Annotated in this window: 19 protein-coding genes; 9 read left to right on the top strand and 10 right to left on the bottom strand. The window is 73.5% G+C overall.

Going from position 1 to position 24,882, the window contains the following annotated elements:
- Positions 1 to 138 precede the first annotated feature (138 nt).
- The gene (locus BCD48_RS20200) at positions 139 to 648 is read left to right on the top strand and encodes a PPA1309 family protein (RefSeq protein ID WP_071049974.1); all 510 of its coding nucleotides are present in this window, start codon (positions 139 to 141) and stop codon (positions 646 to 648) included.
- Positions 649 to 1,268: 620 nt separating this feature from the next.
- On the opposite strand, the gene BCD48_RS20195 is transcribed toward BCD48_RS20200, so the two are convergent.
- Positions 1,269 to 2,336, bottom strand: coding sequence for a YlbL family protein (locus BCD48_RS20195; RefSeq protein WP_071049973.1), 1,068 nt, complete (start codon positions 2,334 to 2,336; stop codon positions 1,269 to 1,271).
- Positions 2,337 to 3,227: 891 nt separating this feature from the next.
- Positions 3,228 to 3,713, bottom strand: a complete 486-nt coding sequence (locus BCD48_RS20190; RefSeq protein ID WP_071049972.1) for a molybdenum cofactor biosynthesis protein MoaE — start codon at positions 3,711 to 3,713, stop codon at positions 3,228 to 3,230.
- A 178-nt stretch (positions 3,714 to 3,891) separates the two neighbouring features.
- Here BCD48_RS20190 and BCD48_RS20185 point away from each other — a divergent pair, with 178 nt between their 5' ends.
- The 4 genes from BCD48_RS20185 to BCD48_RS20165 all read left to right on the top strand — a co-directional run bounded on the left by BCD48_RS20185 (position 3,892) and on the right by BCD48_RS20165 (position 9,326).
- Positions 3,892 to 5,253, top strand: a complete 1,362-nt coding sequence (locus BCD48_RS20185) for a zinc-dependent metalloprotease (protein ID WP_071049971.1) — start codon at positions 3,892 to 3,894, stop codon at positions 5,251 to 5,253.
- Between the two features lie 734 nt (positions 5,254 to 5,987).
- Complete coding sequence (locus BCD48_RS20175; RefSeq protein WP_071049969.1) at positions 5,988 to 6,167, top strand: DUF5679 domain-containing protein; 180 nt, start codon at positions 5,988 to 5,990, stop codon at positions 6,165 to 6,167.
- A gap of 310 nt (positions 6,168 to 6,477) precedes the next feature.
- On the top strand, positions 6,478 to 7,539 hold the full coding sequence (locus BCD48_RS20170) for a thiamine biosynthesis protein ThiF (RefSeq protein ID WP_071050040.1): 1,062 nt from the start codon (positions 6,478 to 6,480) through the stop codon (positions 7,537 to 7,539).
- 161 nt (positions 7,540 to 7,700) lie between these two features.
- Positions 7,701 to 9,326 (top strand): ABC1 kinase family protein, encoded by a 1,626-nt coding sequence (locus BCD48_RS20165; RefSeq protein WP_071049968.1) that lies wholly within the window; start codon positions 7,701 to 7,703, stop codon positions 9,324 to 9,326.
- Between the two features lie 64 nt (positions 9,327 to 9,390).
- Here BCD48_RS20165 and BCD48_RS20160 read toward each other — a convergent pair whose 3' ends face one another.
- From BCD48_RS20160 to BCD48_RS20145, 4 genes are all read right to left on the bottom strand, one after another.
- Positions 9,391 to 10,998 (bottom strand): alkaline phosphatase family protein, encoded by a 1,608-nt coding sequence (locus BCD48_RS20160; RefSeq protein WP_241841872.1) that lies wholly within the window; start codon positions 10,996 to 10,998, stop codon positions 9,391 to 9,393.
- Positions 10,999 to 11,198: 200 nt separating this feature from the next.
- Positions 11,199 to 11,474, bottom strand: coding sequence for a WhiB family transcriptional regulator (locus tag BCD48_RS20155; protein WP_198543320.1), 276 nt, complete (start codon positions 11,472 to 11,474; stop codon positions 11,199 to 11,201).
- Positions 11,475 to 11,586: 112 nt separating this feature from the next.
- Positions 11,587 to 12,054, bottom strand: a complete 468-nt coding sequence (locus tag BCD48_RS20150; RefSeq protein WP_071049966.1) for a hypothetical protein — start codon at positions 12,052 to 12,054, stop codon at positions 11,587 to 11,589.
- A 396-nt stretch (positions 12,055 to 12,450) separates the two neighbouring features.
- Positions 12,451 to 14,823: an ATP-dependent DNA helicase UvrD2 gene (locus BCD48_RS20145; protein WP_083418934.1), complete on the bottom strand. Its 2,373-nt coding sequence runs from the start codon at positions 14,821 to 14,823 to the stop codon at positions 12,451 to 12,453.
- A 300-nt stretch (positions 14,824 to 15,123) separates the two neighbouring features.
- On the opposite strand from BCD48_RS20145, the gene BCD48_RS20140 reads away from it, so the two are divergent.
- Positions 15,124 to 15,363 carry a mycoredoxin gene (locus BCD48_RS20140; RefSeq protein ID WP_071049965.1) on the top strand — a complete coding sequence of 80 codons (240 nt, stop codon included), beginning with the start codon at positions 15,124 to 15,126 and terminating at the stop codon, positions 15,361 to 15,363.
- A 207-nt stretch (positions 15,364 to 15,570) separates the two neighbouring features.
- Positions 15,571 to 16,752, top strand: a complete 1,182-nt coding sequence (locus tag BCD48_RS53890; RefSeq protein ID WP_397428791.1) for an ANTAR domain-containing protein — start codon at positions 15,571 to 15,573, stop codon at positions 16,750 to 16,752.
- A 93-nt stretch (positions 16,753 to 16,845) separates the two neighbouring features.
- Here the strand turns inward: BCD48_RS53890 and BCD48_RS20130 are convergent, their stop codons facing one another.
- The 4 genes from BCD48_RS20130 to BCD48_RS20115 all read right to left on the bottom strand — a co-directional run bounded on the left by BCD48_RS20130 (position 16,846) and on the right by BCD48_RS20115 (position 21,573).
- Positions 16,846 to 18,189, bottom strand: coding sequence for a M16 family metallopeptidase (locus tag BCD48_RS20130; RefSeq protein ID WP_071049964.1), 1,344 nt, complete (start codon positions 18,187 to 18,189; stop codon positions 16,846 to 16,848).
- A 130-nt stretch (positions 18,190 to 18,319) separates the two neighbouring features.
- The gene (locus tag BCD48_RS20125) at positions 18,320 to 19,621 is read right to left on the bottom strand and encodes a M16 family metallopeptidase (RefSeq protein WP_071050037.1); all 1,302 of its coding nucleotides are present in this window, start codon (positions 19,619 to 19,621) and stop codon (positions 18,320 to 18,322) included.
- Positions 19,622 to 19,799: 178 nt separating this feature from the next.
- The gene (locus BCD48_RS20120) at positions 19,800 to 20,528 is read right to left on the bottom strand and encodes a DUF4386 family protein (protein ID WP_071049963.1); all 729 of its coding nucleotides are present in this window, start codon (positions 20,526 to 20,528) and stop codon (positions 19,800 to 19,802) included.
- Between the two features lie 229 nt (positions 20,529 to 20,757).
- The gene (locus BCD48_RS20115; RefSeq protein WP_071049962.1) at positions 20,758 to 21,573 is read right to left on the bottom strand and encodes a hypothetical protein; all 816 of its coding nucleotides are present in this window, start codon (positions 21,571 to 21,573) and stop codon (positions 20,758 to 20,760) included.
- 224 nt (positions 21,574 to 21,797) lie between these two features.
- Here BCD48_RS20115 and BCD48_RS20110 point away from each other — a divergent pair, with 224 nt between their 5' ends.
- Positions 21,798 to 23,993: a GAF domain-containing sensor histidine kinase gene (locus BCD48_RS20110; protein WP_083418933.1), complete on the top strand. Its 2,196-nt coding sequence runs from the start codon at positions 21,798 to 21,800 to the stop codon at positions 23,991 to 23,993.
- On the top strand, positions 23,990 to 24,703 hold the full coding sequence (locus BCD48_RS20105; RefSeq protein ID WP_083418932.1) for a response regulator: 714 nt from the start codon (positions 23,990 to 23,992) through the stop codon (positions 24,701 to 24,703). Before BCD48_RS20110 ends, BCD48_RS20105 begins: the two co-directional genes overlap by 4 nt.
- Positions 24,704 to 24,882 lie beyond the last annotated feature (179 nt).

Below are 24,882 nucleotides of genomic sequence, written 5' to 3'. Positions count from 1 at the left end.
CGGTTTCCAGCGACGATGGCCGCCGGGCGCGCGAAGAAAGATCATTTTCGCACGCCCTTTGGCCCACTACGGGCAACCTACGCCAGCCGTCCGGGGTGGCCCGAAAGGCGTCTGGGCCGATCGGAGAGGATGGGCCCCGTGACGAGCCCAAATCTCCCGGAGCTGACCGAGGTCGTGCTCGAGCTCGAGCGATACGTCGCCGCGGCCGGCTGGAACCAGCCTCACCGGCTCTTCGCGCTCGCGCACACCGCCGATCTGCTGGCATACGACCCAGGCCTGACCGACCACCTCGGCGACGCGGCGTCACGGTTGCTGACCCCCATCGAGCAGGAGAACCTGCCCGAGGGCCCGCTAGAGCAGATGCTGGGCACGATCGGGTGGCCGGACGAGGTCGAGGGCTGCGTTCTCGTGACCGAGCTGGTGGTGCTGCCTCCGAGCGCGGAGGAGGACATCCCCTACGAGGATCACGAGATCGACATCTGGGCGACCAGGCATCCAGAGCGCCAGGACATCCGCGTCGCCGTCGCGGTCACCCGCTCGGGCAAGTTCACCTCGTGCCTTCGCCGCCGCAACGACGAAGGCGAGGTTGTCGTCGACCCCGACATCGCCGACGCCCTGTTCGACGGTCTCTTCGCGACTTTCCTTTAATGGTTCGCTCCGTCCGGGCACGGCGCTACGGCCCCTTACTCGCTTCGCTCCCAAGGGACCTCCGCGCCGTGTCCTCCTCCGCTCACGTGCGCTCCGGCGACCTCCGCTGCGGCACCCCTACGTCGCTTCGCTCGTAGGGATGCCTCCGCGGAGGCGCGCCTCCGCGCCAGCTCGGTCGCGTCACGCTTGAACGGATCAACCACGGCCAGCTTCTGCGCGGCCACGTCGCTTCGCTTGTGGGGCGGCCTTCACGCCTGATCGGCACGGAACCCGCGACCAGCACCAGTCCAGACGTTCCACGAACGAAGCGACGTGGCCCCCGCAAGGGCCTGGCTCCGGATCGGGCCGGTCTTGGACTGGTGCCGTTCAAGCGGGACGCAACCGAGCTGGCGCGGAGGCGCACCTCCGCGGAGGCCCGGCCACGAGCGAAGCGACGTGGTTGGGCCGCAGCGGAGGTCACCGCAGCGCACGTGAGCGGAGGAGGACACGGCCTGGAGGTAGCCCGTGAGCCGCCAGGCGAGCGGGCTGCCGGAGGGCCGTGCCCGCACGGAGCGAACCAGAGACAACCTTCTGCCCCGACCCGATCCCAACTCAGTCGCTGCGCTTCGCCCGTAGCGGGCTCAGCAGGTCGGGATCGAGGACTGCTGGGGGCCGCCGAGCTTCTTCAGTGCGTCGAAGGCGCCCGAGAGCTTGTCCACCTTGACCAAGGTCAACCCGCTCGGGGCCGTCTTTTTCGCGTCGGTGCAGTTGTCCGCCGGGACGAGGAACACCGTCGCGCCCGAGCCGCGGGCGCCCAGGATCTTCTGCTGAATGCCCCCGATGGGGCCGACCTTGCCGGTGGCGTCGATCGTGCCGGTACCGGCGATGATCCGGCCGCCGGTGAGCTGCCCTGGCGTGAGCAGGTCGATGATGCCCAGCGCGAACATCAGCCCCGCGCTCGGGCCGCCGACGTCCGAGATGCGGATTCGGACGGTAAACGGATAAGACCGCTTCTCCGTCGTCGTGATCCCGATGATCGGCCGGCTCGCGTCGTCGGGGGCAGCCCTGGTGGTGATAACGGCCGTCGTCGACGTTCCCCCGCCGTTCGGCGAGGACGACGCCGTCGAGCCATGCCGAAAGGCGATCTTGATATCGTCGCCCGGCTTCGCCTTGCTGATCTCCTCGCGCAGCTCGGCCTGGGAATGTACCGGTGTGCCGTTGACCTCAGTGACGACGTCACCGGGTGACAGCTTGCCCGTCGCCGGCGAGTCCGCGGGCACGGAGACCACCACGACCGACGTGCCGGTGGACTCGATGCCGAGCTCGGTCAGGGCCGCCGCGGTCGCCTGATCCTGCGAGTCCAGCATCGCCTGGGTGTTCTCCTGCTGGATCTGCTCCTGCGACGAGCCAGGCGGCTCGATCAGCTCGCGGGGAACGACCGCGCGGTCCCCGTCGACCCAGTCCTCGAGGGCGCCCAGCAGGTTCAGCCGCGGCGTCTCCTCGACGGTGGTGAGCTCCAGCTTCCCGCTTGTCGGGTACGTCTGGCGTCCCTCGATGTCGATCAGCGTCACGCCCTTGACGCTGCCGAGCGTGTCCGTCACCGGCCCCGGGGCCAGCGTCACGAACGGCACCGGAAGCCACAGCCCCGCTATCCCCAGCACCAGCGCGAGCACCGACGCGACGACCAGGGTCTGAGTCCTGCGGGCCATGCCCCGCAGTCTACGTAGGCCTAGATCCCGACGATGGCTCCCGCCGACCGGCCAGGGCTCACAGGGAGATACCAGGCCTTGACCTGGGATATCCGCTCATCCGGCCGGGTGAGCGGACTCGCCCCCCTGCGGCCCGGTCACCTCGGGCGCCGCGGGCAGCCGCGCGCTCTCGGCATCCGTCGAGCCCTCTGGCGTCCGGCCCTCGACCACCCGCGCGGCCGGGACGACGGCTCCTACCCGCGGGGGCTCGCCCGGCTGCTCCGCCACCGCCTCGTAGGCGGGAGGCGTCGCCCCGGGCCCCCGAGCGATGTCGCCCGGATAGACGGCGTGCGCCTCGTGATGCCCGGCCGGGGGCCGAGGGGCCGCGCCAGCGACTCGGGTCCGGCGACCCCCCGCCTCGGCAGAGCGCCTCGCCGGCCCGAACCTTCTGGCAGGCCCGCCAGCGGGCCTCCCAGATCGGCTTCGCCAATCCGGCAGGAACCCCGGACTCCGCAAGCTCCATCGATCCGGCAGGAACCCCGGATCGGGCAGGAACCCCAGGCCGTGCCGGTCCGGCGGGGATTCCGCGGGAGGCCCAGGAGCCTCGGGCTCGTCCGAGGTGCCCACGGGAGCACCGCCGCCCTTCGGCGAGCTCCCCGAGGAGGGATCAACGGGTCTCGCGAGCGCGTCCATGCTCCGGCGGTAGCCCTCGATGGTGATCATCGCTTCTCGGGCTCGCTTCGGACGACCGCGCAACGCGGTCCACAACAGCGCCAGCAACAGCGCCGCGGGGGGAATCAGAAGCATCCACATGGCGGCCTCGACGCGAGGGGAGGGGGAAACGAGCGAGGGGGTTGACTAGGAAGGTTGGGATCAGCGCGGAGGTTGACCGGTCTCTGTCCAGGCCCAGCTCTATGGTAGGTGCCCAGCTGAGCAGGCGCCTACCCATTCCGCCGTGCCATCGGCGAACAGCTGCCGTTTCCAGATCGGAACCTGGCTCTTGACCTCGTCGATGAGCCGGCGGCACGCGTCGAAGGCCTCGGCCCGGTGCGCCGCCGACGCGGCGGCGACGACCGCGATGTCCCCGATCGCCAGCAGCCCGGTGCGGTGCACCACCGCGACCGCCAGGACTGGCTGGGCGGCGTCGTCGGCGACCTGGCGGGCGACGGCGGCCATCTCCCGTTCGGCGAGCGGGTGCGCGACATACTCCAGCTCGACGACCGGACGCCCGCCGTCTTGGTCCCGGACGGTCCCGACGAACAGGGCGGTACCGCCCGCCCCGGGCAACGAGACCATGGCCAGGCACTCATCCACCGACAGCGAGGAGTCCCGCAGCTCGGCGACGACCAGCGCGCGGCCGTCCGCATGGACCGGCGCGGCGGCCAGGGAGATGTCCATACTGCGACGGTAGCCGGTTTGACCGAGCCGGAGCCTTCCTGATCATGCGGCCGGGCGGCGGGCTGGCCCGGGCCCAACGGGTCAGGTTCCAGCCACGATCGGCCGCGCCTGTTTCCCTGCGTCCGCCGGACTACGGTAGATACATGTCCGCACAGCGCGCAGCAAGGGTGTCGAGCCGATGAGTAACCAGTTTCCCTTCGGCTTCACCCCAGGCAGTGGAGGCGGCGACCCAGAGCAGGGGCCCCTCGGCCCGTTCGGCGGCGCGGCGCCGTTCTTCGCCGAGCTGGAGAAGCTGCTGTCCTGGCAGGGCGGCCCGGTCAACTGGGAGCTCGCCCGGCAGGTGGCGGCGCGGACCGTCGGCTCCGACGACCCGGCGATCACCGCGGCGGACGAGGAGAACGTCGCCGGTGCGCTGCGCATCGCCGACCTCTGGCTCGACCCGGTCACGCCGCTGCCAGCCGGCGGAGCGACGGCGTGGGCCTGGTCCCGGCTGCGCTGGATCGACGCGACGCTCCCGGTCTGGCGGACGCTGTGCGACCCGGTCGCGACGAAGGTGGTCGAGGCGATGCGCGCCGGCCTGTCCGGCGGCCTCGCCCAGCTCGGCGGTGCCGAGGGCCTGCCACCGGAGCTCGCGGCGGCATTGCCGCCCGGCCTCGACCTCGGCCAGCTGATGGCCGCCGGCGGCCCGGTCGTCGAGATGATGAACCGGGTCGGCGGGATGCTGTTCGGCGCCCAGGTCGGCCAGGCGATCGGGACGCTCGCCGGGGAGGTCGTGTCCTCGACGGAGATCGGGCTTCCGCTGGCGCCGGCCGGGACGGCCGCGCTGTTGCCGGCGAACGTCGCCGCCTTCGGCGAGGGGCTCGGCATCGAGGCCGAGGAGGTCCGGATCTACCTGGCGCTGCGGGAGGCCACGGCGACCCGGCTGTTCGCCCACGTCCCGTGGCTGCGCGCGCACCTGCTCGGGACCGTGGAGGAGTACGCCCGGGGCATCACGGTCGACCAGGAGGCGCTGGGCCAGGTGATGCGGATGGTCGACCCGACCACGATCATGGATCCGCAGAAGCTCTCCGAGGCGCTCGGCGAGGACGTGTTCGCCGATGCCACGACGCCGGAGCAGGAGGCGGCGCTCGGCCGGTTGGAGGTCGCGCTCGCGCTCGTCGAAGGCTGGGTCGACCACGTGGCCGACATCGCGGCCAGCGAGCACCTGCCCGGCGCCGCCCGGCTGCGCGAGATGGTGCGCCGGCGGCGGGCCGAGGGCGGGCCGGCCGAGCAGACCTTCGCGACCCTGGTGGGCCTGTCCCTGCGGCCACGGCGGCTGCGAGAGGCCGCGGCGCTGTGGGAGGCGCTGAGGGTGGCGCGCGGCGCCGACGGGCGCGACGCCGTCTGGGGCCATCCGGACCTGCTGCCGTCGGCGGACGACCTGACCAACCCCGACGGGTTCGTCTCTGGAGCGACGGCGAGCCTGCTCGACCCGATCGCCGAGATCGAGAAGCTGCGGGACACGCCGCCCGAGGAGCCCGGACCCGACGCGTCGGCGTAGCCGGCACGTGATCCACCGGTCGATGCAGGAACGCGCGGGGTGCGTCCCAGCGCGGACACCTCTGGGTCAACGGTTACCAACCGGGACCAACCGGCCCGCTGCTCGATCCCGGGTGCCGTTAGGTCACACCGTCGCGTCGACTAGGCCGACCTAAGGCCATCTGAGCGTCACCATCGAGAAGCCCCCAGTAACCCGACTCTGCCGGAGATAGGAAAAGGGAGCGCCGGGCCCCGGCAGGGATTTCCCGTTCTTGCACGGCATGTATCCATGGCGCTCCGGAGCGGAGTATCGCCGCCGGCCGTGGGCGTCTCGTTCCAGGCGGACGCCGGACCCTCGGCGCGCGCGCCGGGCGGTCACCGCCGCCCGGACGGCGACCAGGGGGTCACGCCGCCGGCCGGCCCGCCGGCCTCGCCCGATGTCCGGCTGGGCAGGATGGGTCCCGCCGCCGTGCGACCGCCGGGCCCAGGAGACAAGACCTCTGGGTGGACAGGCGATCCAGGCGGCGGGCGCGGGCCCGGCCAGCTGAGGACCGGCCCCGCGCCCGAGACGGCCCGCGCCAGGGACAGGGACGCGATCGTGTTTCCCCCGCGCCCCCGGCTTGCGCCCGGGCAGGCGGCCAGCCGACGCGAGCCCACCCGGGTTCGGCGAAGCCGCCCGGCCGATGGCCGGCCCCCGGCCGTCTCGAACACCGTGTCCGAGCACCACTGGGCGTCCGCGCCCGGCGACGTGGCCGGGTGACGGACCTGGGAAGGGAGATCCGCGTGGCCGACAGCTACGAGGGCTACTGCGTCAAGTGCAAGGAGAAGCGCCACTACGAGGGTGAGGTGCGGATCAGCGAGTCGGGCCGACGGATGGCCAGGGGGACCTGCCCGGTCTGCGGATCGACGATCAACCGGATCCTCGGCAAGGCCTGACCGCCAGGCAGGGCGGATGCCGGCGGGCGCGGCGGAGGTGGGTCGCCGCGCCGCCGGTGGCGCGGCGACGGGCTGTCAAACGGCCGCCGTCCACAGTCGTCCCCGTAAGGATGCCGGGACCGCGGGCGGTGTGCGACCGTACGGGCTGCCGGGGCCGACGGCCCGCGGGATCGACGACGATCGCCCCGCGGTCGAAGGCCCCGGCGCCAGCCGCGGCGTCTCCCCGGGGGCTCGCGCCGACATCCCGCGACGCTCGTCCGCGCCTCGCCGTCCGCCAGACGGCACCGGCCCGGGCCAGGAGGTGCCCCCCATGCGCCCGGTGCTCAAGCCAGGTCTGCGCCGCCTGTGGCGGGACGGGTCCACCCTGCAGTTAGGGGTGGACCCGTCCCGCGCCCTCGTCCTGCCCGGGGTGACACCCGGGCTCGTCGCCGCGCTCGACGCCCTGGACGGCTCGCGTGCCGGCGCCCGGCCGGCCGCCGACGCGGACCAGACCACCACCACCGCGCTGCTCGGTCTGCTGGACGAGGCCAGGCTGCTCGACGATGCCGCGCCGGACGACGCCGAGGAACCACCGCTGCCCACCCTCGACCGGGACCGCCTGCGGCCGGATCTCGCCGCTCTCTCGCTTGCCACCAGCCATCCTGGTGGCGCGCGCCAGGTGCTCGCCGGGCGGCGGCGTGCCCGGGTCCGCGTCCGGGGCGCCGGTCGGGTCGGCGCGCACGTCGCCACGCTGCTCGCCGCCGCCGGCGTTGGGCGAGTGATCGTCGACGACGCGGGGCTGGCCGGTCCGGCCGACGTCTCCCCCGGTGGGCTGGGCCTCGACGCCATCGGCCGGCCGCGCGCGCTGGCCGCGATGGCGGCGCTGGGCCGGGTGACCCGGCCCCCGGCCCCGGCGGGCGTCGCGGCACCGTTCCACCCGGACCTGGTCGTGCTTGCCCCGGTCGGGCTGCCCGTACTGCGCCCCGACGAGTCACTGGAGCTGGCGCGCGGCGGCGTCCCCCATCTGCTCACGGGCGTCCGGGAGACCACCGGGGTGATCGGTCCGCTCGTCGTGCCCGGGCGAACGCCGTGCCTGCACTGTCAGCACCTGCACCGGTACGCGGCCGACGCGGCCTGGCCGCTGCTGGCCCTGCAGCTCGCCCGGCGCGCCGAGACCGGCCCGGACGCCTGTGATGTGACGCTCGCCGCGCAGGTCAGCGCGCTCACGGCCGCGCAGGCGCTGGCCTTCCTCGACGCCGGGGGCGCCCTCGAGACGCTGCCGGCCACGGCCGCGGGAACGCTGGAGATCGCGACCCCCGACTGGCGCATCCGCCGGCGCACCTGGCAGCCACACTCCGACTGCCCCTGCGGCGCAGCCGATACCTCGGCATAGCCGGCACCGCCGGGCAGAGCTCCCGGCCGCCCCCCATGCCCGATCGCAACGATCTTGACTCCGGCCACATTGCCGCGGAATGGTACGCCGGCTGGCCGCCCCGCCGGCCCGTGAGCTCCGAATCCGGGATGGCCACTCCGCGGGGGGTGGACGATAGGGGGGTGTCCGACATCCCCCGCCGGGCCGTCGTGCGGACGGCCCGGCTCGCCACGCTCCCCCTCGGCTACGCCGGCAGGGCGACGCTCGGCGTCGGCCGCCGCCTCGGCGGCCGGCCCGCCGAGGCCGTCGCGACCGAGCTCCAGCAGCGCACCGCCGAGCAGGTCTTCCGGGTCCTCGGCGAGCTCAAGGGCGGCGCGATGAAGCTCGGGCAGATGCTGTCGGTCTTCGAGGCGGCGCTGCCCGACGAGGTCGCCGGCCCCTACCGCGCGGCGCTGACCAAGCTGCAGGAGGCGGCCCCGCCGCTGCCCGCGGCGACCATCCGCAAGGTGCTCGCCGCCGAGCTGGGCCCGGACTGGCGGGAGCTGTTCGCGTCCTTCGACGACGTGCCCGCCGCCGCCGCCAGCATCGGGCAGGTCCACCGGGCGGTCTGGTCGGACGGCCGGCCCGTCGCGGTGAAGGTGCAGTATCCGGGCGCGGGCCCGGCGCTGCTGTCCGACCTGACCCAGCTCGGCCGCGCCGCGCGCCTGTTCGGCGTGCTCGCGCCGGGGCTGGACGTGAAGCCGCTGATCGAGGAGCTGCGGGCGCGGGTCGCCGAGGAGCTCGACTACCGGCTCGAGGCAAGCTGGCAGCGCGCGTTCGCCGAGGCCTACCAGGGGGACCCCGACATCGCCATCCCCTGGCCGCTCGCGGCCAGCGACCACGTGCTCGTGGCCGAATGGCTCGACGGCGTCCCACTCGCGGACGTCATCGCCGGCGGCGACCAGGCCCAGCGGGACCGGGCGGGGCTGCTGCTGTGCCGGTTCCTCTATTCCTGCCCGGCGCGCTCCGGGCTGCTGCACGCCGACCCGCACCCGGGCAACTTCCGGCTGCTGGCCGACGGCCGGCTCGGCGTGCTGGACTTCGGCGCGGTACAGCGGCTACCGGACGGGCTGCCCGAGGTGATGGGCCGGCTGACCCGGCTCGCGCTCGACGCGCGGCGCGCCACCGCCATCGCCATCGCCATCGCCACCGAGTCGAAGGGCACCAGCACGAATGACAGCGGCGTGAACGGGGCCGCGGCCCTCGCGGACGAGAACGCCGCGGCGCAGGTGGTCGAAGGGCTGCGCCGTGAGGGGTTCATCCGGCCCAACGTGACGGTCGACGCCCAGGAGCTGCTGGAGCATCTCGGCCCGTTGCTCGACGCGCTCGCCGAGAAGGAGTTCACATTCTCCCGTCAGTGGCTGCGAGCACAGGCGCTGCGGCTGGCCGACTGGCGCTCACCGGCCGCCCAGGTCTCCCGCCAGCTCAACCTGCCGCCGTCCTACCTGCTGATCCACCGGGTCACGATGAGCGGGATCGGTCTGCTCTGCCAGCTCGGTGCCACGACGTCGCTGCGGACGGAGATGGAACGCTGGCAGCCTGGCTTCGCCCCGCCCGGCTCGGCCGCCGCCCGGCACGCGGCCAGGGCGAACCGTCCAGGCCGCCCGCTGCCCACGATCGCCGTCGCGCCCGGCGGCGACGCCACCAGGACGCCGGCCGACCCGATCCTGTTCGGCCCGCCGCCCCAGCGCCGGGCCCGAGCGCCCCGCACGCCCAGGCCGCCGCGCCAACGCGGCGGCGAGAGCCCGGTGGACGAGCCAGGGCGCTAGCCCGCTGGCGCGCGGGACGCTAGCGCGCGGGACGCTAGCGCGCGGGACGCTAGCGCGCGGGACGCTAGCGCGCGGCCGCGGCGTCGCCGGAGCGACGCTGCTCGGGCGGGAGCTCGCTGTGGCCGCGGTCGTCGCGCTCGCCGAGGTAGAGGAAGCCGTACGCCTCGTCCCGGAAGGTGACGCCGGCGGTGCGCAACGCCTCGTTCCAGTCGCCGGTGCAGCTCGTCCGCGCGCCCTCACTGCCGTGATCGGCGGTGAGCAGGATCGTGACCCGCTCGGTGAGCCCGCGGGCGTCCAGCAGGTCCAGGAAGACGCCGAGGCGGCGGTCCGAGTCCAGGAGCGAGGCCCGGGACTGCGCCGAATACGGCCCTCCGCCGTGATGGCCGGTGTCGGTCACCGTCGTGTTCCACCAGGTGAAGGCCGGCGGGTCCTGGCTCTCCCACAGATCGAGCATCTGCTTGAGCCCGAGTGCGTCGACCCGGCTGGACCAGCCATAGTCCGCGTCCGCGGCCAGCCATTCCTGGCTGGTGTTCGGGTCGTCGTCGCCGCGCGGCAGATGGTCGGCCATGCCGCCGGCACCGTCGAGGCTCTCCAGCGCCCGGACCAGTTCGAACGTGGAGTAGGTCGCGCCTCGATCGATCGGCTCGTTCACGCACGCGGTCATCGCGCCCGGGCGGGCGGCGGCGATCACCTCGAACACGGTGCGCACACCGGGCCGCAGGTGCTGGCAGGCGGTGTGCCAGACGCGCACCTCGTTGGTGACGACCTGCTCACCGGTGGCACGGTCGAAGTAGACGTTGTTCAGGATGCCGTGCCGGCCGGGGCCGACGCCGGTGAGCGCCGACGTGTGGTTGGTGAGCGTGACGCTTGGGAACTCCGCCACCGCCCCGCCGGTCAGCGCGCAGCCGCGCGCGAGCAGCCTGGCGACGTTCGGCAGCCGGCCCTCCGCGGCCAGCGCGAGGAGGTCGTTGCAGTTGGTGCCGTCCCAGAGCAGGCCGACGACGTGACGCAGCGGCGCCATCCCGGCGAGGTCGTCGTCGAGCAGGTCGGCCAGCGCCGTGCCCTCGACACCCGGCATCGTCGCGCCCGCGAGCGCGGCCAGTGTCGGGGCGAGGTCCACGACCCGGGCGTGGCGCGCCAGCAGGCCGCGGGCGCGCACACCGGCGCCGGACAGCACCAGCGGGGCACGCGACTGGCCGGCGTCGAGTGATCCGTGCTCGCCGAGGTGGCCGCCGCGCTCCGGCCAGTAGTGGCCGGGCGTGTGCATGACGACGACGTCGGGCGACCGGGTCGGGTCGGCGAAGACCGAGGCGAGCCGTGGCCCGGCGAGCGGGTACGAGTTGCGCTCGTTCGGCGGCGACGGGTCGGCGAGCGCCGCGGTGCGCGGCACCGCGTGCAGCGGGTCCCGCGTCTCGACCGGGTTGCGGCCGCGCAGCACCTGCCACGGGCCGTCGGGCGCGGCGGCGGGTACCCGGGCCGCTCCGGCGGCGTTGGCGACGTGCAGCCAGCCGTCGTCGACCCAGGCGACCAGGTCGACGATGTGATCCAGCTCCGGGGCGGTCAGCACAGCAGTGGTCAGGGCCCGCTCGGCGGACCGCGACGAGGTGAGAGAGCCGGACGGGTTCCGCCCGGCCCCGGTCTGGACGGGGTAGGCCCGCTCGCTGCTCGGCACGATCGGAACACTACTGGCACACACCGTACCGACAGGCGACGTGCGCCTCACCCCCGAGGGGCGAATCACCGAACAGATGGAGCTGGCCGCTTGGCCCGCCCGAGTGGGGCGAGCCAAGCGGCCAGCGGGTGAGGATCGGGAACGGATGGCGGGACCTGTCGGCTGTGTGATCGAAAAGCATGATCGCACGGTCTCAGGGGCTAGGCCGCGACCACCTTGCGAGGACGGCCACGGGGGCGCTTGTACGGGACCACCACGCCGGTGACCACGAGCTCACCGCCCCACACGCCCCAGGGCTCGTGGCGGTCAAGCGCCGTCGACAGGCAGGCCATCCGGATTGGGCAGTCGCGGCAGATCGCCTTGGCGGACTCGACGTCCGCCGGCGACTCCGCGAAGAACAGGTCGGGGTCAGCGTCCCAGCAGGGTAGCGAGAGACGCTCCCGCTCGATCCGGGCAACGATCGAGGGGTCGAACACCGGTGTCACCTCCGACACGGGAATTTCTTCGGTGCGGTCAGAAGGGGAAAAACACAAAGGCCGCGGTCCCCAGCGGGGTCCGCGGCCTCGGGTTCTGGCCTAGGTGCCGGTCTTATACCGGCGGTTCCGTCTGGGACGGACCCCTGCTGCGTGGGTGGCGTCGCGTGAACGCCTGGGTCTTGGCCTGGAGCTGGTTGGTGTGGGCGATGGCAGCCGTCTTGAAGGCGGACTTGTCCCGTGCGGACGGAGCGGCGACGCTCGCGGCATGCCGATCCGCCGGGACGACGATCGGCTTCACAGCCGGAACGACGTCGAGACGGGCTTCGTCCGCCAGCGCATATGCCATCGGCGCCTCGGCCGGCGGCATGTCCGCCATGGACACGAAGGTCAGCGTCGAGACATCCGTCCCGCCACGTGCGGCCGATGCCCCCGCCGCGTCGGTGCCGCGCCAGAAACCGCCTGCGCCGGCAGCCCCGAGCATGGGGCCGGACAGGATGCTCGCCTCACGCGGACGCGCGAGAACGGACCCGAGCTCGGCACAGCCGGCGTCGAAGACCGCGACACGAATGCCAGTAAGCACCCCTATCGCCTCCTCTCGCACGGCCGGTCCGCCCTCGCGTCCGACATCTGTCCTTGGCATCTGAGATCCGGAGCCACAATGATCGCCGTGCCCAGACCCGTGGGATGGGGACCCAGGGGACCATGGCCCAGCGCTCAGTGAGCACCAGCTCCGGTGTTCACGGGTAACGGTAGGGGGCCGCCGGAACCGCGACAACTTATTTTTTGAGTCGGACAGGCGACACCATAGGTAACGCCCGCCGAGACGAACTGTCAGCCCATTACGTCACGTGACGACTCATGCCGGAGAGGTCACGGACGGCGGCCGGTGTGTGGCCTCGACGCGCCGGCCGACCCACCCCGCTGACCGCCGCCGGCCGAGTGGCCAGCCGGTCAGCCCGGTCAGCCGGCCAGCTGGTCAGGGCGTGGCGGTGACCAGGGCGAGCACGTCGGCGCCGTAGCTGTCCAGCTTCACCTGGCCGATGCCGGGGATGGCGACCAGTTCGGCGACCGTGCTCGGCTGGCTCTCGGCGATCGCCTCCAGCGTCGCGTCGGTCAGGACGACGAAGGCCGGCCTGCCCAGCTCGCGCGCCTTCTCCGCCCGCCACTCGCGCAGCCGGTTGAGCAGGGCTCGGTCGACGTGGCGGGGGCACGTCGCGCACCGGCCGACGCGGGCCGCCGCGCCGGTGAGCGCCTGACCGCACACCCTGCAGCGCACGGCCGACCGGCCCCTCGGCCTGGCCGCCCCGCTCACCGCGGCGCCGTCCCCGCCACTCCCTCTCGGGCCTTCCGACGGGCCTCGGCGGCCAGCGGACGCGGGCCGGCCACCCGCCGGGCGCAGCCCGTCGAGGAACCGGGACGGCCGCCGCGGGCGCCCCCCCGCGGCGCGCGCGAGCGACCACGACAGCGCCAGATGCTCCCGCGCCCGGGTGACACCCACGTAGAGCAGCCGGCGCTCCTCCTCGATCTCCTCGTCGGTCTGCGCGTGCACGATCGGCACCATCCCGTCGACCAGCCCGACGAGGAACACCGCGTCCCACTCCAGGCCCTTGGCCCCGTGCAGCGAGGCCAGCGTCACCCCTTCGACGGTGGGGACGTGCTGGTGCGTCGCCCGGTCGGCGAGGTCCGCGACGAAACGCTCCAGCCCGGCGTCGGGCTCGGCGACGGACAGGTCGACGGCCAGGCGGTGCAGAGCGGCGAGGTTCTCCCAGCGCTCCCGCTCGACGCCGACGGTGGGCGCCGTCGCCCGCCAGCCGCCGGCCCTCAGCACATCGGCGACCGTGTCCGTGAGCCCCGCCGGGCGGTCCGTGTCGGCGGAGCGCACCGCGGCGCGCAGCAGCCGCACCGCGTCGCGCACCTCCGGCCGCTGGAAGAACCGCTCACCGCCCTTCACCAGGTACGGGATGCCGGCGGCGCCAATCGCCTCCTCGTAGGCCTCCGAGGCGGCGTTGATCCGGTACAGCACGGCGATCTCGCTCGCCGGCACGCCGCCGGCGAGCAGGGTCCGGATCCGGGCCACCACGGCCTTGGCCTCGTCCGCCTCGTCCGCGCACTCGAGCAGCGCCGGCTCCGGGCCGTCGGGGCGCATCGCGACGAGACCTGGCCTGCTGGCCGCCACCCCACCGACGGCGGGGATGCCGGCGCGGCCGACGACCCCGCCGGGCCGCGCGCTCGCCTTCCCCTGCCCCGCCGATCCCGATGGCCCCGCGGGAGCCGCGGCGAGCAGCGCGTTCGCGAGTCCGACGACCTGCGGGGTCGAGCGATAGTCGCGGACGAGGTGGACGACGGTCGCGTCCGGGAACCGGCGTGGAAACTCGACCAGGTAGCGCGGCGAGGCGCCGCTGAACGAGTAGATGGTCTGGTGCGGGTCACCCACGACGCACAGGCTGTCCCGGTCCCCGAGCCAGGCGTCGAGCACCCGCTGCTGCAGTGGGTTGACGTCCTGGTACTCGTCCACGACGAAGTGCCGGTACCGCGACCGCAGCTCCGTCGCGACCCAGGAGTGCTCCTCGATGACCGCCGCGGTCAGCAACAGCAGATCGTCGAAATCGACCACGCCGGCCGCGCGCTTGACCTGCTCGTAGTCGGCGTAGAGCCGGCCGACCGCGTCCGCCGGCCAGACGGTCTCGCGCCCCGCCGCCTCGGCCGTGCGCGGGTAGTCCTCGGGGGTCACCATCGTGGCCTTCGCCCACTCGATCTCGGAGGCGAGGTCACGCAGTTCGCTCCGGTCAGGGCGTCGCGCGGAACGGCCCGCGGCCTTCACGATGAGTGGGATGCGGCTCTCCACAAGGGCGGGGAGCGCGGCACCGGCCACCTTCGGCCAGAAGTACCCAAGCTGGCGCAGCGCCGCCGCGTGAAACGTCCGGGCCTGTACCCCCTCGACGTCCATCCCCCGCAGCCGGGCACGCAGCTCACCGGCGGCCCGGTTGGTGAACGTCACCGCGAGCACCTGGTCGCCGGGCACGCCCTGGCGGGTGAGGTGCGCGATCCGGCGGGTGATGGTCCTGGTCTTCCCCGTCCCGGCGCCGGCGAGAATGCATATCGGCCCCACCGGGGCGAGCACCGCCGCGCGTTGCTCCGGGTCGAGCCCGCCTTCCTCGAGGCGGTCGGCCAGCGGGCCGTCCTCGGGTTCTCCGCCCTCGTAGCGGCGTCTGTCGGTGGAGCCGCCGGCGAGCCCGGCGGCCGCGGCGCCGCGCGGACCGGTTCCGCCCGTGGCCGGGCGCGGCCGGGCGGCGTCAGCCGACACGGCCGGGCGAGACGGACGGGAGGCGGCGGCCAGCTCACCGGACATGACCTGAAACCGTAGTCACTGCTCGCGGTGGGAAGCGGCGGGGCCGTCGGCGGGTTGTGGATGGCTGGCACCCGGCATGAGCGGCCGCAGCGTCGGAATCTCTACCCGTGTGCCCAGATATGTCGGTCTCTGCCTCGTGACGGTGCGGCGACGGGTTGGGTGCTTGAGTGTCCTGGCGGCGATCCGGCAGGTCTGCCAGTCACCTCGTCCAGCCCGAACAGGGCCAGGCCACGGCCGGCTGTCCGGGACCGGGACCGGGTAGATCGGGCGCTCAGCGCCCGACGGGCGAGAGGATGACCAGTGCTCACGATGTACAGCACCAGCTGGTGCGGCTACTGCAAGCGGCTCAAGCGCCAGATGGACGACGCGGGCATCCCGTATGAGGTCGTCGACATCGAGTCCGACCCCACTGCCGAGCAACTGGTCCGCGATGCGAACAACGGCAACGCGACCGTACCCACGGTCGTCTTCCCGGATGGGACTGTGATGACGAATCCGTCCCTCCGTCAGGTCGCCGAGAAGGTCACTTCTGCCGCATAACGGATACGCAGAGCAACGAGAAAATCGGCGCTCGACGCCCTCCGGACGCATACACGGCCGGCTCATGGGACGGTGTCCGTCACTGCCCGTGAAGTTTGTGGGAGAGTTCGGCCTGTGTCGTCACCACCCTCAGGACAGGCGCGCAGCACCGTGGACGCTGCCGCGCGGGCCGCGCAAGCCCTCCACCACATGGAGGCGACCGGGTTCGTGGAAATCTCCGCGACAACGGCCACCTACCTGCAGGTGGTTGGGACGCTGCCCGGTCTGGATCCGGGAACGCAGTTTCCACGGTCGGCAAGTCTCGCCGCCCGCGTACTCGACGGTGCCCCAGCCATCGGTACCAATGTGGGGATGGAACCGAGTCTGGCGGACACGGCGGAACACGAACGCCTCGGGGTGGGCAGTCACGTCGTCGTGCCGGTCCTCACCCGGACGGGTGAGCTCGCCGGACTGCTGGTCGGGCTCGACCGCGGCGCGGTCGAGGTCGGTCCCACCGCGCTGCCACTGCTGCGCGGCATAGCCGATGGTCTGGGCGCCGCGTGGCCGGCGGACGGTGCCACGCCCGCCGCGGCCCCACCGGCCGCGCCGAGCACGGCCGGCGAAACCTCCACGAGCGCCGTACCCGGCGTCCCCTCTCTCGGACCACCGCGACCGGGGCCTGGCCAGCGCGGCGTGCCGTCGACGGCGCCCGGCGCCGCGGCGGGGCCGCCAGTCACCGGCCCCGGACGCGCCGTACCCGGACCCGGCCCGCTGGCCGGGGGCGCCGCCGGGGCGGCCAGGGCACCGCGGCCCGGACCCCCGCCACGGCCGGGTCCCCGGCCGGGGCCGCCGCCGCGCGCCGCCGCCCCGCACCCCGCGCAGCCATCGACGGCACCGCCCGGAGCGGCTCCGGGAGCGGGTGGCGAGATGCGGCTGCGCCGGACCGGCGCCGGCTGGGTGGTCGAAGGCCCCGGCACGGACGTCCGACCGGTGGGTGACCTGATCTCCGCGATGGTGCTGGCCGATCTGCTGGCGGAGGACCTGAACCCGCCCGGCCGGCCGCGCCGCGCCGACCGGGAGCTCGGCGAGATCGAGAAGCTGCGGCTGTCGGTGGTCCAGCTGGAGCACGCGCTCGCGTCCAGGGTGATCGTGGAGCAGGCGATCGGCGTGCTGGCCGAGCGCCATCACATCAAGCCGCGAGACGCGTTCGAGCGGCTGCGGCGCACCGCGCGGGGCATGGGCCGCCGGGTGCATGACCTGGCCCGCCAGGTCGTCGAATCGGTCAGCGACCCGCGGATCGCGCTGCCAGGAGAGCTCGGCGGCCGGCCGGGGCCGGGGGCCGCGGCCGGGCCAGGGCCGGGCACCGCGCCCCGGCCGACCCCACCGCGTCCCACGCCTACCCGCCACTGACGCGCGCGACCTCCGGCGCCGGCCGGCTCCTCGACGGTGCGTCCCGAGGAGCGGCCAGCGGCCCGGGCGCCGAAGAGCCAGGAACCGGTCGGACTAGTCGACCACGGTGGCCGTCACAGAGCCGAGCGCCGCGACCGCGCCCGTGATCTTCTCGGCGTCTCCGACGAGGACCGTGACGAGCCTGGTCGGCGCGAGCAGGCCGGCGGACACGGCGAGCACGTCGTGGGCGGTGACCTTGGTCAGTGCCGCCGGGTGGTCACGCAGGTACTCGACCCCGATGCCCGCGCCCGCGAGCCCCGACAGCGTGGAGGCGAGGCCGGCGGCCGTCGCGCTACCTAGCGCCATCGTCCCCACGGAGTACTGCCGGGCCGCCTCGAGCTCGTCCGAGGCGGGCTCGAGAACCGCCATGCGGCCGAGCTCGTAGAAGATCTCCAGCAACGCGGGCCCGGTGACGTCGGTCGCGACGTCGGCGGCGGCCGTGAACCGGGAGCCGGCCAGGTAGTGGTCGACGGAGCTGCGCGGCGAGTAGGTGTAGCCCTTGTCCTCGCGGATGTTGTCGACCAGCCGGGAACTGAAGTAGCCCCCGAAGATCGTGTTGGCGAGACGCTGCGCCGGGTAGCCGGGATCGTGGCGGTCGAGCGCGCCGCCGCCGAGGCGGATGTTCGTCTGCACCGCGCCCGGCCGGTTCACGATCAGGATCGGACCGGTCGCCAGGGCCGGGACCGTCGGCATGGCCTCGGGCTCGCCACCGGACCAGCCGCCCAGTGCCGCCTCGACGGCGCCGAGCGCGGTCGCCGCGTCGACGTCGCCGACCAGGGTGAGGATCGCGCCGCGCGGGGAGATCCTGGCCGTGTGCAGGTCACGGACCGCGCCGACGCCCACCCCGGCGAGCACGGCCGGCTCGGCCACCACGCTGCCGTAGGGGTGCCCGGGGAACATCCGGCGCAGCAGCGCCTCCCGGGCGATCACGGCCGGCTGGCTGAGCGCCATGGTGGCGTCCTCGACCACCCGGTCGCGCTCGCCGCTGAACTCGTCGTCGGGGTAGGTCGCCTCGGTCAGCACCTCGGCGAGGATGCCCAGCAGCGGGTCGAGGTTGGTGGCCAGCGCCGAGCCGACGACCGCGAGCCGGTCGGCGTCGACCCCGGTAGAGAGGGATCCGCCGAGTGCCTGCACGGCGGTGGCGATCTCCACCCGGTCACGCTTCGACGTACCGGTGAAGAGCGTCTCGGCGAGCAGCTCGGACTGCGCGGCGAAGTCCGTGCCCAGGCCGGTGAACGGGATCCGCAGGCGCAGCTCCACCAGCGGGACGCTGGTGCGTGCCACCACCAGCACGCGCAGCCCGTTCGGCAGCGTCCGCTCCACCACCGTCGGGAGCTCCGCCGGCAGCGTCGGGCGGACGGCCGGGATGACGCCGGCCCGCTCGGTCATCGTCGTCATCGCCCGCTCCGTCCCGTCGCTCGATGTCCACTACCAGCCGCCGGGCACGCGGAACCACGCCATGATCGCGTCGGCTTCGGCCGATCGGCCGCCCCGCGGGCGACCATCGCGTACTTCCGCGCGTTCACCGTCATGAGGCCGCCCCGGCCTTGAGCTCCAGCACCGAGCGTCCCTGCGCGCGCAGCGCGGCCGCCGCCGCGGCGACGTCGTCGCCGGTCACCTCGGACAGCAACGCCGGCAGCTCGTTGAGCGTCTCCGGGCGGCCCCGGTGCAGCTCGAAGGCACCAAACGCGAGCGCCCGGCCCAGCGCGTCGTCCGCCTCGCGCAGCAGCCCCGAGGCGACGCGCGCGCGGATCCGTTCCAGTTCGCCGTCGGCAAGACCGTCGGTCGCGAGCCGGTCGAGCTCCTCGTCGATCGCGGCGAGGATCCCGTCGGCCGGTGACTCGGCCGGGTGGCGGGCCTCCACCGTCAGCAGCAGCGGGTCGCGCTGGTCGAACGGGTCACCGAAGGTGCCGACGTAGCTGCTCACGCCGATCACCGACCGGTCGGCCTGTACCAGCCGCCGCTCCAGCCGGCTCGCGTCACCAGAAGTGAGCACGTCGGTCAGCAGGTAGTGCGCGAGGAAGGCGGACAGGTCGGCATCCGGGTCCGGGACCCGGTAGCCGATCGCGAGCGCCGGCCGGGGCGCGAGCTTGTCGACGAGATCGTCCCGCCGCTCGTCGGACCTGACCGGCTCGGCGAAGCTGCGTCGCTCCGGCACCGCGCGGGCGGCGATATCGCCGAAGTACCGCTCCACGAGTTTCATCGCGTCGTCGGCGGCGAAGTCACCCGCGATCGTCAGGACGGCGTTGCCTGGCGCGTAGAACTTCTCGAAGAAATCCTCCGCGTCGTCCAGGCTCGCCGCCTCCAACTCGCTGAAGTCGCCGTAGCCGTTGTGGGCGTTTGGGAAGGTGTCGAACGCGACCGGCGGCAGGGTGATCCAGGGGAAGCCGCCGTATGGGCGGTTCATCACGTTTACCCGGATTTCCTCCTGGACGACGGCGATCTGGTTGTCCAGGTTCTCGCGGGTGATTTTCGGGGCCCGCATCCGGTCGGCCTCGAGGAAGAGAGCGAGCTCGAGCGCGCCGGCCGGAAGCAGCTCGTAGTAGTCCGTGTGGTCCGGGTGCGTCGAACCGTTGAAGATTCCACCCGCGGCCTGCACGTACTTCGGGTGTTCGGCCTTCCCGACGTTCTCGCTGCCCTGGAACATCATGTGCTCGAACAGGTGCGCGAACCCGGTGCGGCCCTCCGGCTCGGACCGGAATCCGACGTCATAGTGCACGGCGACGGCCACGACCGGCGCTGTCGCGTCGGGGGCGAGCACGACCCGCAGCCCGTTGTCGAGCCGGGTCTTCTCGAGCGGATAGGCGGGCGAGGGGAGAGACGAGGTCATCGTGGCGGACGCCGTCGGGTCGGTGCCGGTGCGTGAGGACACATCTCGCCACGCTACTGCCCCAGGACGGTTCACCGGCACCGGTAGCGCCAACCGGCGGGCCCCGGGGCGCCCGCGCGCTTTGGCGGACGGAACACGGCGCCGATGACGCGGTTCGTCCGCCAAAGCCAGGTGAGGGTCAGCGGGCTGGGGTCGGGGTGGCGGACGCGGTCGGGATGGCCGGATCCGCGATCGGGCTCGCGCTGATGGCGAGGGCCGGGAGACCGCCGCGCAGGATGGTGCCGGCGCAGACGGCGAACCCGACGAGCAGGAGCGCGTTCGCGATGGTGCCGACGACGCCGCTACCGCCGCCGGCGAAGTTGACCGGCTCGTAGGCGACGAACAGCGCCGCCGCCCAGCGGGGCACGGCCCGCGACCGCCACAGCGCGATGCCGAGGCACACCATCGAGACCAGACCACCGACGAGGCTGAACAGGACGAACGCCTGGAACTGCGCCGAGCCGCTCATGTGGTGCATCAGCGCGGCGCCGGCAGCGTGGTCGGTCTCCGCCGCCGCCGCGCGCACGTTGTCGGTGCTGACCAGGCCGATCCAGGCGCTGCCGGAGATGATCCCGAGCCAGCCGGCGACACTCGCGAGCCGGCGCGCCCGTGGGAACGCCAGCAGCGCGGCAATCGCGGTGGCCGCGCCCAGCAGCAGGATCAGGATCTCCGCGGCGAGTCCCGCGTCGACCCGACCGGCGTGCGCCGCGAACCTGTCGACCGCGGCGACATCATCGCCCTCGCCGCTCGCGGGGAGAAGGGCGGTCGCCAGGACGGCGCCCAGCCCGGTGAGGAGCAGACAGGCGGCGGCGAGCAGCCGGCCGACCGGCGAGGTGGACGGTACGGCGGGGGTTGCGGCGGTGGGCATGGCATCTGTTCCTTCCAGGGCGTCCGGGACTGATGGCGTCCAGGACTGGATGACTTCGAGCGCGGGATGTGGTCGCGGCGTCGAGCGACGCGCTGCCGCGACGAGGGACCGGACCGAGACCTGGGCGAAGCTGGCGCGGACTCGGGGCGAAGCGGGCGGTCGAGGTGAGCCGGGTGAGCCGGCGCGGCCCCGGGGTCAGCCGGGTCGGCCGGCACCCGGGGCCGCGGGGTCAGCTGACCTCAAAGCCGCTCGCGAGGATGCTGGCGAACTCCGGGGGCGGCCCGACGGGGGTGGAGACGATGTAGCGGCCGGGGCTGAGCGTCGCCAGGCCGTAGGCCGGGTCGGAGCCGGTGGGCTGGGCCACCGCGACGATGTCGGCGATGTCCTCGAGGTTGGCCTTGCGGGCCTGCACGTCGGCCGCGGTCGCGGTCTGGCCGTCGCGGACCTTGCCGAGCAGCAGGATGAAGCCGGCCTTCGCCGGGTCGGTGCCGGTGTTGGCGAACTTCATCGCCACCGGGCCGGCGGGCAGCGTCGCCGGCACGCCGTCGAGGGCGGTGCCGGCGCTGTTGGTCACGTCGAGGGTGGTGTAGCCGCAGGAGTCGTGCGCCCACCCGTTGACGGCGGTGAGCGCCGCGCTGAGCGAGGCGTCCTCGGTGGAGACCGGCTTCCCCTCCTTCGCGCCCTGCACAACCGTGGCCAGCACGTCGACCTTGCTCGTCAGGTCTGCCGGGACACCGGCACGCAACGCGGTGATCTGGGTCTGCAGCGGCGTCGCCCAGGCGGCCAGCTCGGCCGCGGACGCCGGCGGGCCGTCGGGGTCGATCCCGGGGACGTTCGACCAGTCGCTGGCCAGCGCGGCGGCGCAGGCCGCCTGGGTGTTGTTGGCCGAGGCCGAGGCCGAGGGCGTGGCCGCGGCGGCGGGTGAGTCGGACGAGTCGGAACAGGCGGCGAGCAGGACGACCGCGCCGAGGCCGAGGGCGCCGGCGGCGACGGTCCAGCTGTGTCGGCTGCGGCGGGCCTGGCCGCCGATGCTGTGGGTCTCCATCGTTATCTCCTGATCGGATCCTGGCCGGACCGGTCCGGCTGACCGGTCGCTGTGGCAGGGCGATCATTCGGGCGGTTCGTTCCCGGCAGCACGTGTGCGCCGGCCCGCCGGCGCCGGGAGGATTTCCCGGCCCGGACGGGAACGCCTGTGCCCCACACTGGTGCGACCTGGTGCGATCACATGGACCGATCCGCACCCGGGAAGCCCGAGCGCAGGGAGCAGGCGTGGATGTGACCGCTCAGGACCAGCCGCGGCCGACCGACCCGCGGTCACGGTGGCGATGGCTGGCACACGTCCTCGCCCTGACCGTGCTGGCGCTCATGGTCGCCAGTGTGGTGATGCTCCGCGCCGTCCCGGACGGGGTCATCTCGCCGTCCGGGAACTCGGTGAGCAGGGACGGCTGGACCGAGATCACGCTGGCGGTACCGTACGTGGTCGCCGGCTGGCTACTGGCCTCGCGCCGGCCGGAGGTGCCGTTCGGCTGGCTGGCGCTCGCCGCCGCGTTCGCCCACGCCGCGGGGGCGGCCGGCGGTGGCTGGACGATGGTCGCTGTGTACGGGGGGCACGACCTGCCGGGCGTGCTGCCCGTGGCGATCATTACTCCCGCCTGCATGGCGACCGAGCCGGTCGTGCTGGCGACTACCTGGGCGACCTTTCCCTACGGCCGGTTCCCGCGCGGGCGGATCGGCTGGCTCGCCGCCCTCAGCATCGGGCTGTGCGTTGTGGCCTGGCTGACCGGGCCGCTGTGGGACTTCAAGCTCGTCGATCCGCCACCGAAGTACGCCGACCTCACCAACCCGATCGGCGTTCCCCTCCCCGAATGGCTACCGGTGCTCCTGTTCGCCTCGGGCCTGTTGCTCGGGTCGGTGGTGATGGTGGTCCGATGGCTGCGCGCGCGGGGCGAGCTGCGCCAGGTGCTGCGCTGGCTGGCCGTGGTCAACGCCCTCGGCATCGTGTTGACGCCGTTCGTCGTGGCGCTGCCGGCCGGCGAGATGATCGCCAACGTTGGCACCGTCGTGCAGCTGGTCGTCATCGTCGCGGTGGTGCTGGCGAACCGGGTCTACGGCATCGAGGTCGTGCTTAACCGCACGCTCGTCTACGTCCTGCTGACCGCGTTCGTGTCCGCGGTGTACGCGGCCGGCGTCGCCGTGCTCGCCGCATTCGGGCAGGCCATCGGCGGCCCCTGGACGGTGGCGGCCGCCCTCGGCGCCGCGTTCAGCCTGGCCCCGGCCCACTCGCGGGTGCAACGGATCGTCAACCGCTTCCTCTACGGCGAACGCGACGATCCCCACACCGTGACGACCCGCGTGGCGGCCCGGCTGGAAGCCGCCGGCAGCGTCGAAGCGCTGCTGCCGAGCCTGGTCGAGGCACTCGCCGGAACCCTGCGTCTGCCACGCGCCACCGTGGAGCTGCGCGGCGACGACGGGTCGGTCCGCGCCATCACCTATACGGACATCGACGACGCGGGCCGCGCGGCCGACCGATCCGCGCGCGGGGCCGCCGCTCGGTTCCCGCTCGTCCACCAGGGCGAGGACATCGGCGCGCTCGTCGTGGCACTGCGATCCGGGCAGAACGCGCTCGCCCCACGCGAGACCAGGCTGCTCACCGACATAGCCCGGCAGGTGGCGGTCGCGGCCAGCAACGTGCGGCTCACCGAGGCACTCATGCGCTCCCGGGAACGAATCGTCAGCGCTGCCGAAGAGGAACGCCGCCGGCTGCGCCGCGACCTGCACGACGGCCTCGGACCCGTCCTCACCGCCGCGGCAACCAAAGTGGACGCCGCCCGCAACCTCGCCGGCCGCGACCTACCCCGGGCGACGAACCTGCTCGCCGACGTGCGCCGCGACCTCACCTCGGCGCTCGGCGACCTGCGCAGACTGGTCTACGCGCTGCGCCCGCCCGCCCTGGACGAGCTCGGCCTGCTGGCTGCCCTACGCGAGACGCTGCGCGGCCCCGCGGTGCCGGTGACGCTTACGGCCCCGGACACACTGCCGCCACTGCCGGCGGCGGTTGAGGTCGCTGCCTACCGGATCGTGACCGAAGCCGTCACCAACGTCGCCCGACACGCGGGAGCCACCCACTGCGACGTAACGATCAACTGCGCCGACACCCTGACCATCGAGATCCGCGACAACGGCCGGGCGAACGGTTCCCAGGGGACCGCGACCTCTTGGATGCCCGGGGTGGGACTGACCTCGATGCGGGAGCGGGTCACGGCCCTGGGCGGATCCTGGAACGCCGGACCCACCGCCGCCGGCGGCCGCGTCCTGGTCAAGCTCCCGCTGTCCCTGGCCGGGAGCACCATGCCATGGCCGGCGGACGGCACGGGCGGCACGGACGCCTCAGGCGTCACGGACCTTTCGAAGATCAAGGGCGTCGGCCACGCGACGGACGCCCAGCTGGCCGGGAGCGCGGGATGACGGAGACGGACGGGACCGCCAGCCGCCCGGAAGCGGCGGGGCCTGGCGGCGGGGCCGAGGGCTCGGCGGCGGACATCCGCGTGGTCATCGTCGACGATCATCGAATCGTGCTCGGCGGCCTGGTCGTGCTCCTCGACTCGATGGACGGGCTCACCGTCGTGGGCGAGGCGACCTCGGGCGAGGAGGCCGTCGGGCTGGTCGGGCGGCTGCACCCGGACGTGGTCCTCATGGACGTCGAGATGCCGGGGATCGGCGGGGTCGAGGCGACCAGGCGGATCGCGGCCGCGTATCCGTCGGTGGCGGTGGTGATGCTGACCATGTACGGCGAGGACGAGTTCGTCTTCGCCGCGCTGCGCGCCGGTGCCCGCGGCTACCTGCTCAAGGGCGCCCAGCAGGAGGACGTCGTGCGCACCGTCCGCGCCGCCGCGCGTGGCGACGCGGTGTTCGGGCCGGACGTCGCGCAGCGGGTGCTGCGCGCGTTCGCCAACCCGCGGCCGGCCGCCAAGCCGTTCCCCGAGCTCACCGACCGGGAGCGGGAGATACTCGCCCTACTCGCGAACGGTTGGCCCAACGGCCGAATTGGACGCCATCTTGGCCTCACCGCGAAAACCGTCGCGAACAACGTTTCAAATATCCTCGCGAAGCTCCATGCCACAGATCGCGCCGCAGCGATTCTCGCCGCCCGTCGAGCCGGTTTTGGCGACCCATAATCTCGAAAACGACACGCCGTTGAGACTCACCTTTTCGACCGCTGCGCCCTATAGTCGCCACATGAACAGATACGAACCGGTTGCCCGGTTCCGGGTCGCGCACCCCGAGCCGGCGCGCTCGACCGAGACCGCTATGCGTCTTCAGGTCGGGCCGACCGGCGACCGCGCACCGGAGCCTC

The sequence above is a fragment of the Pseudofrankia coriaricola genome (assembly GCF_001854805.1).
Taxonomy (GTDB): Bacteria; Actinomycetota; Actinomycetes; order Frankiales; family Frankiaceae; genus Pseudofrankia.
This window is presented reverse-complemented; position numbering and strand designations above follow the sequence as displayed.

Excerpts from the sequence above, each read along its gene's own strand:
- BCD48_RS20145 (WP_083418934.1), bottom strand. The coding sequence starts at position 14,823 with ATGTCCGGTGAGCTGGCCGCCGCCTCCCGTCCGTCTCGCCCGGCCGTG.
- BCD48_RS20125 (WP_071050037.1), bottom strand. The coding sequence starts at position 19,621 with ATGACCTCGTCTCTCCCCTCGCCCGCCTATCCGCTCGAGAAGACCCGG.
- BCD48_RS20105 (WP_083418932.1), top strand. The coding sequence starts at position 23,990 with ATGACGGAGACGGACGGGACCGCCAGCCGCCCGGAAGCGGCGGGGCCT.
- BCD48_RS20115 (WP_071049962.1), bottom strand. The coding sequence starts at position 21,573 with ATGGAGACCCACAGCATCGGCGGCCAGGCCCGCCGCAGCCGACACAGC.
- BCD48_RS20130 (WP_071049964.1), bottom strand. The coding sequence starts at position 18,189 with ATGACGACGATGACCGAGCGGGCCGGCGTCATCCCGGCCGTCCGCCCG.
- BCD48_RS20190 (WP_071049972.1), bottom strand. The coding sequence starts at position 3,713 with ATGGACATCTCCCTGGCCGCCGCGCCGGTCCATGCGGACGGCCGCGCG.
- BCD48_RS20120 (WP_071049963.1), bottom strand. The coding sequence starts at position 20,528 with ATGCCCACCGCCGCAACCCCCGCCGTACCGTCCACCTCGCCGGTCGGC.
- BCD48_RS20195 (WP_071049973.1), bottom strand. The coding sequence starts at position 2,336 with ATGGCCCGCAGGACTCAGACCCTGGTCGTCGCGTCGGTGCTCGCGCTG.
- BCD48_RS20170 (WP_071050040.1), top strand. The coding sequence starts at position 6,478 with ATGCGCCCGGTGCTCAAGCCAGGTCTGCGCCGCCTGTGGCGGGACGGG.
- BCD48_RS20185 (WP_071049971.1), top strand. The coding sequence starts at position 3,892 with ATGAGTAACCAGTTTCCCTTCGGCTTCACCCCAGGCAGTGGAGGCGGC.